Genomic DNA, 13,924 nt, shown 5'->3' with positions numbered 1-13,924 from the left:
CATGCAAGCAATCTCCCTCAATTTTATTCAACGTCGCCGTTTCGCGTCACCACTGGGACTGCTGCTGTTTGTGGCAGGCCTGACGGTTGCGGGCACTGTTGCCTTCGACTTATATGTTGCGCAGGATGAGTTGACGCGCATGGAGGCACGTCAGGCACGCTTGCCGCTGCCAAGTACAGTGAAACCCGTCCGCGTGAATGCACTGCCCGCTTTGGCAGACGATGCAAAGCTTGTCGTGCGTGTCGTCACCCAACTGCGTCAACCGTGGGATGCCGTACTGCGCGAGATAGACCTGCTGGCTGATCCCGCCGTAGCGCTTCTCAGTATCGAGGCGCAGGGCCAAACGCGTACGCTGCACCTCACAGGTGAGGTCAAAGCCATGGCTGAATTGGTCGCCTATGTCGGCCGTCTGCGTGAGTCTGCGTCGATCGATACGGCGTACCTTTCGCACCATGAGGACCGGCAGGTGGGTGCGGTCAAGGTGATTCGCTTTGCGGTGGATGCCACATGGAGAGCTCCCCTGTGACGTCAGACAATATGGTTGCACATCTGCGTTTTCAGCTTGGCCACCACGGTTGGCCTGCTGCGGTGGGGCTCGCGTTGATCGCCTGTGCCCTCGCAGTGCAGTTCCTGGGCGTGGAGCCGGTTCAGGCAAAGACGGTGGAGCTGCGTGCCAGCCAAACCGCGTTGCGCCAACGTCTTGCGCAGCAGCCGAGTCAGGAGAACGCTGCAAGCAAGCGAACGGCTGATTTCTATGCCAGCTTGCCTGCGGCCACTGGTGCGCTCGAAGCGATCGAAGTCATTCACAGCATTGCCGCTGCCAAGGGCGTCAAGTTGGCCACCGGCGACTATCGGCTGGTGCGTGAAGGCGGCGCGCATCTTCAGCGTTACCAGATTACCCTGCCGGCTCGCGCCAGCTACCCAAGCCTGCGCGCCTGGATCGCTGAGGTCATGAACGCCGTACCCTCGGCGGCACTGGACGAAATCAGTTTCAGGCGTGATGACGTCGGTAGTGATTCAGTCGAGGCACGCGTGCGCATCACTTTATTCCTGAGGGGCGCCTGAATGCTGCCGTTGCGTAAAGTATTGCTCGCTGTGGCGCTGGCCGCAACCGTCGGTCTGTCGCTGTTTGATCTACCCGGAGCAGAGCCAGAACCAGCAGAAAGCGTTAGTGCCAAGCCGCCGGTGACCTCTCCAGTCGTCGTGATGCGCCAGCCCGCTGTATCGCAGCCCGCGCAACCCCTGAGGACGCGCTTTGACCCCACCGCGCCAGACCTCTTTGCGCCTCGAAATTGGCAGCCCCCGCCCTCGCGGCCTGCACCCTCCGCGGTGGTTCTTCCCCAGGCGCCGCCACTGCCTTTTCGTTATCTGGGCAAAGTACTTGATAACGGTGAAATCATGGTGTTTGTCGATCAAAGCGCCCGCACCCACCTGCTGCGCAAGGGTGATGTTCTGGCTGACTACAAGGTCGAGCAAATTACGCCAGCGGAAATGACACTCGTCTATCTGCCACTCAATGAAAAACAACGACTGACATTTGGAAGTGCAAATTGAAATTCGTCAAACCCCTCGCCCGTCTGACCGTAGTAGCGGTTGCGATTATTCTTTTTGGCTGTGCGGCCAACCCGGCCATCAAAGAAAGCCGCCAAATGCTTGCCGAGGGCCGTATGGATGACGGCGTTCAGCGACTGGAGCGTGCCATTCGGGAAGACCCGAATGACCATGAATTGCGTGTCCATTATTTTCGGCAGCGTGACCTTGTGGTGAGCCAGTTACTCACTTTGGCGGAGGCCGAACGAGCAGCACAACGCCTTGAGTCGGCACAAACCATTTACCAGCGGGTGCAAAAACTCGATGCCAACAATGCGCGCGTGCGCGATGGTCTTGCTTCAATGACGGCCCAGCGGCGTCATGAAGGGCTCGTTCGTGAGGCGGAAGTGCTGCACGGCAAAGGTGATGCCGTTGCCGCGGAACGCATTTTGCGCGCTGTACTGGCCGAGAGTCCGACCCATGGCGATGCGCGTCGGCTGTTGCAAACGCTGCGGGACAAGATGGCACATACCGAGGTGCCTGCCCAGTCTCTCAACGCAACGTATAACAAGCCGATCACGCTGGAGTTTCGGGACACGCCGCTGAAGACGGTGTTTGAGGTCATCGCCCGCAGTTCAGGGCTTAACTTTGTATTTGACAAAGACGTCAAGTCTGACACCAAAGTCACCATCTTCGTGCGCAACACCAGCATCGATGAAATCGTCAAACTGATCCTGGTAACCAATCAGCTCGAACGAAAACTGCTCAACGAAAACTCGGTACTGATCTACCCGAACACGCCTGCAAAAACAAAAGACTACCAGGAGCTGGTGACGCGCAGTTTTTATCTGGCCAATGCAGACGTCAAACAAGCGCAGGCGCTGATCCGGTCGTTGGTCAAAACCAAGGATATTTTTGCCGACGAAAAGCTCAATTTGCTGGTGATCAAGGACACACCTGCCGCCGTGCGTTTAGCTGAACGCTTGCTGGAATCACTCGACATGGCGGAACCCGAGGTCATGCTGGACGTTGAGGTGCTGGAGATGACCCGCAGCAAACTTCAGGAATTGGGCTTGCGTTTTCCCGATCAGATCGGCTACGGCCTGCTCCAGCCCACCACAAGCACCACCATTGTGAACGGCGGCGTGTCCCAAACCAGCACCAACCTGGGCGGAACTCTCGCGCCCGGTTATGTGGACTTGCGCAATACAGGCAATCTGACGTCTTTTGTGTCCAACCCCGCATTGATGCTCAATTTGAAGAATCAGGTGGGCGATGGCAATCTGCTTGCCAACCCGCGGATTCGCGTCAAAAACCGCGAAAAGGCCAAGATTCACATTGGTGACAAGGTGCCTGTTTTCACCACAACGTCCACGGCCAATGTTGGTGTGGCTGCCTCAGTCTCCTACCTGGATGTGGGCCTCAAGCTCGATGTTGAGCCCAATGTCTATCTTGACGACGATGTGTCCATCAAGGTGGGGCTTGAGGTCAGCAGCATCGTCAAAGAAGTTTCTGGACCGGCGGGGTCGCTGGCCTACCAGATTGGCACACGCAGCGCATCCACTGTCTTGCGCCTGAAGAATGGAGAGACCCAGGTGCTTGCCGGACTCATCAGCGACGAAGAGCGCAGCAGCGCCAATCGGCTGCCGGGCCTGGGTGACGTTCCTGTCCTGGGTCGCCTCTTCTCAAGCCAGATGGACAACAGCAGCAAAACCGAGATTGTCTTGCTGATCACGCCGCGTATTGTCCGCAACCTGGCACGCACGCAAGACGTATCTGCCACCGTGCCAGCGGGTTCGGAATTGTCGGTGGGAACCCCGGCGCTGCAGGTGAAAAAGGCAGACGCACGGGGGTTGTCACTTTCAACCAGCCCGCAAGGTGGCCCACGCCCTGCGGCGCCGCCCGAGCCCGAGCCGACGCCCATGGTGGTTGAAGTGCCCGCCGCGCAAGCTGCGCCAGTGTTCGTGGTACCCCAGGCTGAGTCCTTGCCGTCCCAACCGGCTGCGGTGGAAAGCGCACCCCAATGAGAAGCAGAGCCGCTGGTTTCACCCTGATTGAGCTGGTGGTCACGGTGGCGATCGTCGGCGTTCTGGCCTCCATCGCCGTTCCGCTGAGTGAGCTCAGCGTGCAGCGGGGCAAAGAGCAGGAGCTGCGCAGCGCATTGCGGCAGATTCGCTCGGCATTGGACACCTACAAAAAAGCCTCGCAAGAAGGCCATGTGCTGCGCCGTGCGGACGGGTCGGGCTATCCGCGATCGCTCAATGAACTGGTTGATGGCGTCGACGATGCCTTGAACCCCGCGAACGCAAAAATTTTCTTTCTGCGACGCCTTCCCCGCGATCCCTTTTACCCGGAGCCGGGCATTCCCGCCGCCGATACCTGGGGCCAGCGCGCCTATGCCAGCCCACCCGATGCACCCGCAGAGGGTGACGATGTGTTCGATGTCTACTCGCGCTCCGAGCGTGTTGGTCTCAATGGCATTGCTTATCGTGAGTGGTAACAAGCATCGCGGCTTCACCCTCATCGAGCTGCTGGTGGTGATGGCCATCATTGCCACGCTGCTCAGCATTGCCACGCCGCGTTATTTCAACCACATTGACCGTGCGCGCGAAGCCGCCTTGCGTGAAACCCTGTCTGTGGTTCGGGATTCGATAGACAAGTTCCACTCCGACAACGGCCGGTACCCCGCCGAGCTGGAAGAATTGGTGACCAAGCACTACCTGCGTCGCGTGCCGGTGGATCCTGTCAGTGAAAGTACGGATACCTGGGTGATCGTGCCACCGCCAAGCGCGCTCTCGGGTGTGTGGGATGTCAAGAGTGGTGCCGGTGGAGAGGGGGCGCCGTATGCGCAATGGTGATACCTGTAGCCAGCGAGGCTTTGGCTACCTTCTCGTCTTGTTCACGCTGGCTGCAATGGGGGGGCTGCTGGCCGCTGCGGGTCAAGTCTGGCACACCACTGCGCAGCGTGAAAAAGAATCCGAACTTCTCTTCGTCGGTAACCAGTTTCGCCAGGCCATCAACTCGTACTACGAACGTACGCCCACTGCGGCAAAGCAATATCCGGCCAAGCTCGAAGACCTGCTGGAAGACAAGCGCTTTTTGGTGCCGTACCGCCACTTGCGCAAGATATATCGCGACCCCATGACTGGTGGCCTGGATTGGGGGCTGGTCAAGACGGGGGACCGCATTCTGGGCATTCACAGTCGGTCCACCGGCACACCTCTCAAGACGGCATTTCAGGGGCGTGACGAGAGCTTCTCGGGGCTGTCGAGTTACGACCAATGGGTATTCAGTCAGGACTCCATGGGAGCAGCACCATGAATAAATTCATTCACCTCAATAGCCAGGACCTTGAGCACCTTGTTGTCACTATTGAAACGTCGCTCAAAATCAACAACCGCTACCAGTTCTTTCTTTGGGCCCAGGGCGCACTGCAAGGCTTTATTCCCCATGAGACCCTTTTTGGCGCCTATGGCGACATCGCAAGGATGCGTTTCAAATGCGAAACCTTCTCTCGCGGTCTGTTGAGCGAGCGTGCCGAGCAGGAGGTAGGCGATACCGTCAACGGCCTGCTGCCGCGACTGGCGGACGACTGGCTGCGTGGCGGACGCACACCACGGCTTTCTTGCGTGGACGGCGACGATCAGGTCGGCCGACGACAGCTATTGACCGATATCAAACGCTGCGACTTCGGCCACGTGGCGGCACACGGAGCGAAAGAAATACAGGGCGATTTCGGTAGCTTCTTTGTGTTTGCCGGTTTGGGGCAACCCCCCGGCGCGCGCGAAGCCTATCTGTTGGAAATGCTGATGCCCTATCTGCACATGGCACTGCACCGCATGCTGGCCAACCCAGGCAGTGGTGAGGCGCCAGAGGTTGCGGTTGCCCGGCTCTCCAAGCGCGAAATCCAGGTGTTGCATTGGGTAAAAAATGGCAAGACCAATCAGGAAATAGGACAAATTCTGGACATCAGTCAAACCACGGCCAAAAATCACGTGCAGCGAATCATGCGCAAACTCAAGGTCAACAACCGTGCCCAGGCCGTGGGCAAAGGCGCCGTTTTGCGATTGCTGGCGCCCGGTGAATCCGCCTGACGTGTAAAGCCCGGCCTACGGCAGCACAATGATCTGAAGTGAAACCTTGAGTGCGCGCTCGTAAGCTTCGTCAAGCGGCATGCGGGTGCTTGCGCTGGCCTCGGCCGGTGGCAAGGGTTCTGAACTGTGGGGCGGCTGTCCAAGCACATCACGAAACAGGGAGGCCGGCACCATCAGGTGTTGGCCGTCGGCACCGCGCAGCGCCATGCCCGCGAGCCGCCCCGCACCGTCAAACACCGGTCCGCCGCGTGCTCCCGCAGGCAGCGGTATGCCCAGCTTGCGCACCCCTGCCTGACCACTGAAGGCACCCAGAAAGCCTTGATGCAGCCACGGCCAGGCAGGCGTTGCATCTGCTGCCGCGTCTGGCGTGGCAGCGTAGGCCATGGCAAAACCGGGGCTGCCGGCAAAGGCGTCACGCGGGGCCAGCTGCACGTCACCCCCCTCCAGTGGCGACACCAGCCGCAGTGAGGCCAGACCTAGCATGCGGTGTGCCTCCGGCAGGGGTTCAATCACCGCCTCTGTGGTTTGCCCGAGCCCGTTGCGAACCCAGACGCGCTGGGCACCCGTGATGCCTGCGATGGGTGCCAGTGCGCGCTGACCGCCATCCAGCAGCACGCCACTGTCAACCACCCGGGCGCCATCGGGTAAGGGCAGCTGGTCATTCAGCATCAAAAATTGCGGTGCCATGCGGTGGGGCAGGTCCAACAAGGTACCGGTCGCACGCGGGGAGGGCGCCGCCAGGGCGCGTCTGGTTTCTGTGGCCACCGTGTCGTCTGGCGCACGCGTCAGCGTGTCCTCCAGCAACTGCTGTGCAAAAGCGCCTTGTCCGCCGACCCGCAGCAGCCATGCGTACAGCGCGCTGGCGGCGGGGGAGTCCCGGTGCGCACCCGCCGTATGGGCACAAAACGCTAACGCCCGCCGGTAGTCGCCCGCCTGCATCCAGGCACGCACCAGGCCCATCTCCGTGTCGGCAGCGTGAAGCATCATGGCCGCCCGGTCAAACCCGAGAATGGCCGAGGACGTTTCACCCCGCATCAGGGCCTGCTCTGCCGCCTTGAGCAGCGCCTCCCGCTGCGGCATGCCTGCCGCACTGGCGGCACGCGGGTCCATCACCTGGGCGGCCGTGGGCGTCTGCGCTTGCGTGCCACCCCACAGGGTGGTCACGCACAAGGCCGTCAAGAGTTTTTTGGCGCTCAAGGCAGTCTGGTCACGCGAGGCACGTTCAGCTGCAGCAGCGGGTCCGTCTGGTTATAGGCAGCCTGAGGCGCTGCATAACCGCTGGCCAGGTAGCCCACCAGCGCATCAATGTCCTGCGCGCCGCCCAGCGGGTTCAGGCCCCCCAGCAGCACCGTGAAGCCGTCTCCACCGGTGGCCAAAAAGTTGTTCACCGTCACCCGGTAGCTCTTGGTTGGGTTCACCACCACACCCGCGCTCACGATCTGGTCCTGGGCGCCTGCCACCATCGGGGGCACCACGGTCACATCCATGGGGGTCAAGGCCAGGTCCACAATCTTCGAACAAGCCGGGGCCGAGGCACTCCACGAGTACTTGACGCCATTGGACACTTGCAAAATGCGCTGGGTGGTCTGACCCAGGCAGCCCACAAACTGCTGCTCCAACAGGTTTTTAATCTGCTGGCCGGTCAGCGTCATCGTCACCAGGCTGTTGCCAAAAGGCTGCACGGTAAACGCATTGCCGTAAGTCACGTCGTACGGGTAAGCCGCGCCCACAAAGCCGGGCGTGCGCACACCGCCCGAGTTCATGAAGGCCGCCACCGCGCCGCCCACCTGGGCTGGCTGCGTGGCCTGCAACTGCGCGTCGGCAATCAGCGAGCCTGCAGGCATTTCACCGGCGGTGTTAGCGGCGTTGGACAACGCGCTGGTGATCGTGCCGATGACCTGGTTGGCCAGCGGCGACACCAGTGCGTTGTAGCCCGCCACCATGTCTTTCACCGCTGTGTTGTTGGCAATGACGGTGTTGATGGCCGCATCGGTGCGGTCGACCAGACGGTTCGTCACGGCCACGGCGGTCACATTGCGGGTGGCCGGGTCGATGGTCATGTCAATGTCGGTCAGCACCCGCCCAAACGCGCTGGAGCTGGTCACGGGGACCAATCGGCCGGTCTTGTTGGCCAGGCCCGTGGGGCGTACCGTGCTGGTGACGACACCGGCTGTGCTCTTGACGTCAACGGTATTGGCCGAGCAGTTGTAGGCGGCGTGCGTGTGGCCGCTGATCACCAGGTCCACGGCGTTGTCCAGGCGCTTGACGATCTTGGCGATGTCGGAGTCACTGCCATCGGTGTTTTTCAGGTTGCCATCGCAGCCATTGATGTCACCCACGTTCGGGCTGGTCTGAAAACCGCCCTGATGCACCAGCACCACGATGGACTCAATACCCTGTGCACGCAGCCGCGGCACCAGCGCGTTGACGGTGTCCGCCTCATCGCGAAACTCCAGCCCGGCCACACCTGTGGGCGTCACAATTTTGGGTGTGTCTTTGAGCGTCATGCCGATGAACGCCACCTTCACGCCATTGAAAGTCTTGATGCCATACGCGGGCAGCAGGGGGCGCCCCGTAGCCGTCTCCACCACGTTGGCCGACAGCCACTTGAACTTGGCGCCGTCAAAAGTGCCCGGCGCGCTGGAACCCAGCCCCTTGCAACTGTTGGCGTCAGGTACGCCGTTGGTGAGCTTGCAACCGCCGTTCTGCAGGCGGCGCAGCTCAGCGCTGCCCTTGTCAAACTCGTGGTTGCCTACGGCGTTGAATTCCACCCCAATCTTGTTCAGGGCCTCAATGGTTGGCTCGTCATAAAACAGGGCCGAGATCAGTGGCGTGGCGCCAATGAAGTCACCCGCACCCACCACCACGTTGAGCGGGTTTTGGGCCTTCATGCGGGCCACATAGGCGGCCATGTATTCGGCACCGCCCACGGCGGGGCGTTGTGCTGCAGGAATGGTCGTGTTCACACCAAAGGTGCCGGGCGACTGCAGGTTGCCGTGAAAATCGTTGAAGCCAATGACCTTGACATTGAACGGTACCGGCGCGGGCGCTTGTGCCTGCACGGCGCCAAAACACAGCATGGCGGCCGCGGCAACAGGAATGAGGGTATGAAGTTTCATGGTGCGCTCCTGGAATTATTGGGCTGCTTTGCTACGGCGGCGGCTGGCGATGGTGCCAAACAGGCCCAGGCCCGCCAGCATCAAGGCAAACGACGAGGGCTCGGGCACGGGCGCCACCGTCAGACGCAGGGCACCCACCGTGGCATTCAACGGTGTGCCTTCCAGCATGAGCGACTGGTCCAGCACGCCGCTGATGCGGTAGCTGCCCGCGCCCAGCGAGAACACGCCCTGGCTGAACGACGCGTTGGTGAGCGCCACATTGAAGTCATAACCCGTGTCGGCCGCAGTGAAGTAGTCAGTCACAGGCACCACAGACGTGCTGCCCAGGAAGCTGCCGTTGTTCATGAGCTTGAACGTGTCGCCCGCCAGGGCGCCGTCCACCACCGTCAGCTGGCCCACCGAACCTGCGCCAATGGTGAACGTGAAATTCAGTGCCTTGCCAAACGTGCTGCTCAGCGTGTTGGCGTTGTCAATCCACTCCACACCTGCGGTGAGCGAGTCAAAGTCATTCACATTGAACTGGTTCCACTGACCGTAGGAAGCGTCACTGCTGAGTGTGGTGAGTGCCACATCTGCAACCCCTGAAGGGGCTGCAAAAACGGGTGCAGAGAAGGCTGCTATCAGCGCGCAGGCCGCCAGCGACTGGGGTTTAAAAATGAACATCAAGCTCTCCGTGTAGTCAGGTTAAAAAACTTGACTATCACGATATAGCGTGTCCCCGCTGTGAATTGACCATGAATTTATTGTGACGAATTTATGTCGTCAGAAACGCGCAACGGCTTTGAATTTGATCAGTCAACGGTGATCATGCGGTTTGATCTGATTGCTATAAATATGATAGCTATACCCGAAGGATGTACCTGGGCTACAGCCTGTTTTTTCTCTAAAAGAGTGGCTTGCAACCTTTTTTAGGTGTCTGAACGGACTACGAATTGCGGGGTTTGATTCACATCAACTGTAATGTTCGCGAACTAAATTAGTTCCCACGTTGACGAAATATATTTTCTGTTGGCGTACGGGGAGCTAGTTAAACCAATATGCCTGCTCAGGGGGATTCACTGGTGCAGTGAATCTGGATACCGATAGCAACTTTTCCTTTCTTCAACTTCTTTTAGAGAACTTTCACATGAAACTTAAACTTATCGCTCTGGCTGCTTTGTTGGCCACCGCCGGCGGCGCCCATGCGGCCATCGCCAACAGCAGTGTCAACGGCAACTCATCCTCTGGCGACATGTTCGTTAGCATGGTGAGTGCATCCAATAACGCGTCCTTCGCAGCTGATCTGGGCTTGCGCCTGGACCAGTTCACTTCCGTGATTGCTCCAACCGCCACTGGTATCAAGCTGGTATGGGATCTGGACAATAGCACCTTCACCGACTTGAGCAGCGTTGCTACCGGCTTGGCCGGTGTGATGCAAGCCCTGAACTACGGTTCGGTTTACACCACCTTCGCCACTGCCGCCGTCACTGGCGCTGCCGATTTCAAGTATGACGTCAAGGCCATGGATGGCTTGCCAGGTTCACTGCCAGGTGTTGGTACCAATCGCTATCTGTCCACCTCCGCAGCCGGTAGCGTCACAGCAACGAACGGTCAGGTATTTGTTTTGGATAGCGCACTTGATCCCTATGTCAATGCCTCCAATGGGGATAGCACCAACAGTACCCACGGCACTCTCGTGAACACAGCTGGTGCCAACATGTTCGACTCTGGCGATGCCACAAACGTTTATTTTGTGAATGCTAGCGGTAATGCCTGGAAGAACAACACAACCTTCGCCTCCACTGGTGCTGTCGGTAGCGCGTTGAACTTCTACTCGTTGACCAATACGAGCACAAATACAGCCACTCAGGCTTTGGTGACCAAGTACTCCGGCCAGTGGGAGTTTGACGCGAATTCCGCCCAACTGAGCTACACGGTTGCTGCTGTGCCAGAAGCCGAAACCTACGCCATGTTGCTGGCTGGCCTGGGTTTGATCGGTGCCTTCGTGCGCCGTCGCAAATCTGTTTGATTCTTCTTTGAATGCTTCGTCCCCGCTCCGCAAGGGAGTGGGGGTATTTACCTAAAGGAAATTTGTCATGAAATTGAAACACATCGCTCTGGCAGTCGCTTCAATCAGCGTCGCACCTGCATTCGCCGCTACCGGCAGCTTGGCCACTTTGTACGGCGTTACTGCTGCCCGCACGGTGTACGTGTCCGGCGCGTCTGCCCTCTCTGGATCTTTGGCGGCTGTTGTTGCCAAAAACTGCACTGGCGGCGCTGGCAACGTGAAATCGCTTACCGTTGGTAGCTCCACTAGCGCCGGTCGTGTCACAGTTTGCACCACCACTTCGATCGACGGCCAGTTCACCGGTCCCTTTGCTGTGGTCAAACGTGATACCAATGGATCTTTTGACGGCGTGGGTCCTGTGATCAGCCAGACTGGTCTGACAACCTGGGCCAACGTTGCCAGCTGCGACAGCACTGCAGCAAATTGCGCGATAGACAGCACCAATTCAATCATCCCCCACGCTGGCTTGTCTGACGTCGATACCAATGTCTGGATTGGCATGTCCAACACCGGCGCTTTGAGTGTGCCTGTGCCTGAATTGGGTAGCACCATTGCCAGTGGTGGCTTTGCCGGTCAGGGCTTTGGCATTATGGCCAGCGAGGAACTTTACAAAGCTATGCAGACCAAGCAAAAGGCTGAAGGGACTTTGGCATCTACTTGCGCAGTGGGTGACTTCACTGCTGGTGCCTGTCAGCCCTCTATCAGCAAGGAGGAATATGCCGCTGTGGTCGACGGTGGAAACTTCAACTACATTGCCAATGGTGCTCTGACTGGTACAGCCGACGTCATCAATCTGTGCAAGCGTGTAGAAACATCAGGCACCCAGGCTGTGTCGAATGTGTACTTCCTGAACAATTCCTGCAGCAACGCCAGCCCCACTTTCGGTGCCAAGCCACCGAAATCGGTTGATTTGCTGAACAGCCCAACGGCCGTGTCCTTCAACACTGCCAATGTTGTTGGTAACTACGACGACTTCGGTGGTGCATTCGGCTTGTTCGAAGGCTCTGGCACGGGTGATGCACGCAACTGCGTGATCAACCGCAACAACGGCCAGAACCCCAACAAGGTAGCTGACGGCTTGGGTAAATTCGCATTGGGCTTCTTGTCACTCGAGAACACCCCAGCTGCTGGTTGGAAGTTGCTCAAGCTCAACGGAGTGTCGCCAAATGCTAACCAGACAGCCGCTGGCTGGGTAACAGATGCCACTCACCGCGTCAACGTGATCAAAGGCGTGTACGACCTGTCCCCAGAGCTTGAAATGCTGTGGCCCGCTGCCACGCCGTTCAGCACCTTCCTGACTACGCTGAAGAACACCTTTGCCGACCCATCTGCCGTGAACACCAAGGGTATCTTCCAGGCCAATGGCGCGTTCACCAACGCTGCTTTCCCAACCCAAGTGCACAAAGGTACACGCGGCGGCAGCTTCTGCGCGCCTATGGCATTGGCTGAGTAAGTTTTAGGTTTTGACTAACCCAGGCGCTGTAGCAGTCACAGCCTGGGTCTGTTTGAATCCCACCCCCCGGAGACGGGGGGTGGTTTTTGTGTTTTGGCCTTGCGCCTTGAAAATTTGGTGAGCAATGAATAGATCGCTGTGGATGATGGGACTGGCGTTGCTGTGTGCCGTAGGCTCGGCGCAAGCGCAGGAAGCCCAATTTGACGTATTCGAGTACCAGGTGGAGGGAGCAACACTGTTGCCGGTCACCGTGGTCGAAAAGGCGGTGTACCCGCACCTGGGTGAAAAGAAAACCTTGGTCGATGTAGAAAAAGCGCGCGAAGAGTTGGAGAAGGCCTACCACGGCGCTGGCTACCTCACCGTGTTGGTGAGCATTCCGCAGCAAAAAGTGGATGGCGGCGTGGTGAAGCTGGCGGTGACCGAAGCGCCGGTGGATCGGCTGCGCGTGGTGGAGTCGCGCTATTTCAGCCTGAGTTCCATCAAGGCAGGTGCACCTGAACTTGCCGAAGGCCATGTACCAAATTTCCCGCAGATGCAGGAAGAGCTCGCCGCCTTGAATCGCAGTGGCGACCGGCGCGTGACCCCTGTGCTGCGCCCGGGCAAGACGCCTGGCACGGTAGAGGTGGACTTGAAGGTGGAAGACAAGTTGCCCTTGCATGGCAGCGTAGAGGTGAACAACCGTTACAGCCAGGACACAACCCCAACCCATGTAAGCGCAAGCTTGCGCTATGACAACCTGTGGGACAAACAGCACAGCCTGGGGCTGACGGTACAAGGTGTTCCGGAAAACCCCAGCGAGAGCCGTGTGCTGTCGCTGAACTACACCTGGCCTATGGCTTCAGGCAATTATCTGGCTTTCTACGGGGTCAAGTCGGACTCGGACGTGGCGGCCCTTGGCACGTTGAATGTGGTGGGCAAGGGCGTGATTCTAGGAGCGCGCTACATCATGCCGCTGCGTGGCGGAAACGATTTCTTCCACACTGCCACTGTCGGGATGGACCACAAGGACTTTTCCCAGGCCGTGAACCTGATTGGCAGCGGCAGCTTTAATACGCCCATCACTTACATGCCGTTTACCTTGGGCTGGGACGGCACTTGGGTCGGCGAAGGCCAGAGCACCAAGCTTGGACTGGCGTTCAACTTTCATGTGCGCGGGTTGGTGGGCGATGAGCAGCAGTTTGCCGACAAGCGTTTCAAGGGGCGCTCGGGCTATGCCTACCTGCGCGGCAATGCGTCGCACAGCGACACCGCTACCAGCGGCTGGGGCGCAAGCGTCCGCACCAGTTGGCAAATCTCGCCACAGCCTTTGATTTCGAACGAGCAGTTCACCATCGGTGGCGTCGATACCGTGCGCGGCTACCTCGAATCTGCCGCTTCGGGCGACACCGGGATCGCAGCGAGCCTGGAAGCGACCACACCCAACTTCGCCAAACGCATGAGTGATTCGCTCGATGATGTGCGTTTGTTGGCGTTTGTGGACGCTGGCACCGTGAATGTGCTCTCTCCAATTACGGCGGATGACCACTACACCCTGGTCGGCGCTGGCTTGGGCATGCGACTAAAGGGCTGGCAGGGATTATCGGCTGCGGTGGATTGGGCCGTGGCCTTGAATGACTTGGGTGCGACCCATCGGGGCGACAGTCGCGTGTATTTCAAATTGGGTTACGAGTGGTGAATGGGA

The 13,924-nt window shown here is 59.0% G+C and carries 13 protein-coding genes and 1 pseudogene; 11 read left to right on the top strand and 3 right to left on the bottom strand.

Features of this window, described 5'->3' with window-relative positions; genetic code table 11:
• Position 1: 1 nt before the first annotated feature.
• From AC097N_RS18140 to epsA, 8 genes are read left to right on the top strand one after another with little or no spacing between them, the layout of a single operon-like run.
• Complete coding sequence (locus AC097N_RS18140; RefSeq protein ID WP_479583470.1) at positions 2–526, top strand: hypothetical protein; 525 nt, start codon at positions 2–4, stop codon at positions 524–526.
• Positions 508–1,065 carry a hypothetical protein gene (locus tag AC097N_RS18135; RefSeq protein ID WP_479583469.1) on the top strand — a complete coding sequence of 186 codons (558 nt, stop codon included), beginning with the start codon at positions 508–510 and terminating at the stop codon, positions 1,063–1,065. The genes AC097N_RS18140 and AC097N_RS18135 overlap by 19 nt, the downstream gene beginning before the upstream one ends.
• The gene (locus AC097N_RS18130) at positions 1,066–1,554 is read left to right on the top strand and encodes a hypothetical protein (protein ID WP_479583468.1); all 489 of its coding nucleotides are present in this window, start codon (positions 1,066–1,068) and stop codon (positions 1,552–1,554) included. It abuts the gene before it with no gap.
• Positions 1,551–3,557, top strand: a complete 2,007-nt coding sequence (locus tag AC097N_RS18125; RefSeq protein ID WP_479583467.1) for a secretin N-terminal domain-containing protein — start codon at positions 1,551–1,553, stop codon at positions 3,555–3,557. Before AC097N_RS18130 ends, AC097N_RS18125 begins: the two co-directional genes overlap by 4 nt.
• Positions 3,554–4,030, top strand: a complete 477-nt coding sequence (locus tag AC097N_RS18120; RefSeq protein ID WP_479583466.1) for a type II secretion system protein — start codon at positions 3,554–3,556, stop codon at positions 4,028–4,030. The genes AC097N_RS18125 and AC097N_RS18120 overlap by 4 nt, the downstream gene beginning before the upstream one ends.
• Positions 4,005–4,388 carry a type II secretion system protein gene (locus tag AC097N_RS18115; protein ID WP_479583465.1) on the top strand — a complete coding sequence of 128 codons (384 nt, stop codon included), beginning with the start codon at positions 4,005–4,007 and terminating at the stop codon, positions 4,386–4,388. Before AC097N_RS18120 ends, AC097N_RS18115 begins: the two co-directional genes overlap by 26 nt.
• A complete protein-coding gene (locus AC097N_RS18110; protein ID WP_479583464.1) occupies positions 4,375–4,851 on the top strand; it encodes a type II secretion system protein in 477 nt (158 codons plus the stop codon). The genes AC097N_RS18115 and AC097N_RS18110 overlap by 14 nt, the downstream gene beginning before the upstream one ends.
• On the top strand, positions 4,848–5,624 hold the full coding sequence (epsA, locus tag AC097N_RS18105) for an XrtB/PEP-CTERM-associated transcriptional regulator EpsA (RefSeq protein ID WP_479583463.1): 777 nt from the start codon (positions 4,848–4,850) through the stop codon (positions 5,622–5,624). The genes AC097N_RS18110 and epsA overlap by 4 nt, the downstream gene beginning before the upstream one ends.
• Positions 5,625–5,639: 15 nt before the next feature.
• Here epsA and AC097N_RS18100 read toward each other — a convergent pair whose 3' ends face one another.
• From AC097N_RS18100 to AC097N_RS18090, 3 genes are read right to left on the bottom strand one after another with little or no spacing between them, the layout of a single operon-like run.
• Positions 5,640–6,821, bottom strand: a complete 1,182-nt coding sequence (locus AC097N_RS18100; protein WP_479583462.1) for a hypothetical protein — start codon at positions 6,819–6,821, stop codon at positions 5,640–5,642.
• Positions 6,818–8,743 (bottom strand): bifunctional metallophosphatase/5'-nucleotidase, encoded by a 1,926-nt coding sequence (locus AC097N_RS18095; protein ID WP_479583461.1) that lies wholly within the window; start codon positions 8,741–8,743, stop codon positions 6,818–6,820. The genes AC097N_RS18100 and AC097N_RS18095 overlap by 4 nt, the downstream gene beginning before the upstream one ends.
• Before the next feature lie 15 nt (positions 8,744–8,758).
• Positions 8,759–9,406, bottom strand: a complete 648-nt coding sequence (locus AC097N_RS18090) for a PEP-CTERM sorting domain-containing protein (RefSeq protein ID WP_479583460.1) — start codon at positions 9,404–9,406, stop codon at positions 8,759–8,761.
• 1,252 nt (positions 9,407–10,658) lie between these two features.
• On the opposite strand from AC097N_RS18090, the pseudogene AC097N_RS18085 reads away from it, so the two are divergent.
• The 3 genes and pseudogenes from AC097N_RS18085 to AC097N_RS18075 all read left to right on the top strand — a co-directional run.
• Positions 10,659–10,751 (top strand): annotated as a pseudogene (locus AC097N_RS18085) (PEP-CTERM sorting domain-containing protein); the annotation flags it as partial.
• Between the two features lie 67 nt (positions 10,752–10,818).
• Complete coding sequence (locus AC097N_RS18080; protein WP_479583459.1) at positions 10,819–12,243, top strand: hypothetical protein; 1,425 nt, start codon at positions 10,819–10,821, stop codon at positions 12,241–12,243.
• A 124-nt stretch (positions 12,244–12,367) separates the two neighbouring features.
• Positions 12,368–13,918, top strand: coding sequence for a ShlB/FhaC/HecB family hemolysin secretion/activation protein (locus AC097N_RS18075; RefSeq protein WP_479583458.1), 1,551 nt, complete (start codon positions 12,368–12,370; stop codon positions 13,916–13,918).
• Positions 13,919–13,924 lie beyond the last annotated feature (6 nt).

This window comes from Rhodoferax sp. LS1R11, assembly GCF_056521395.1.
Note: the sequence above shows the minus strand (reverse complement) of the source record. Positions and strands in the feature narration are given on the sequence as shown.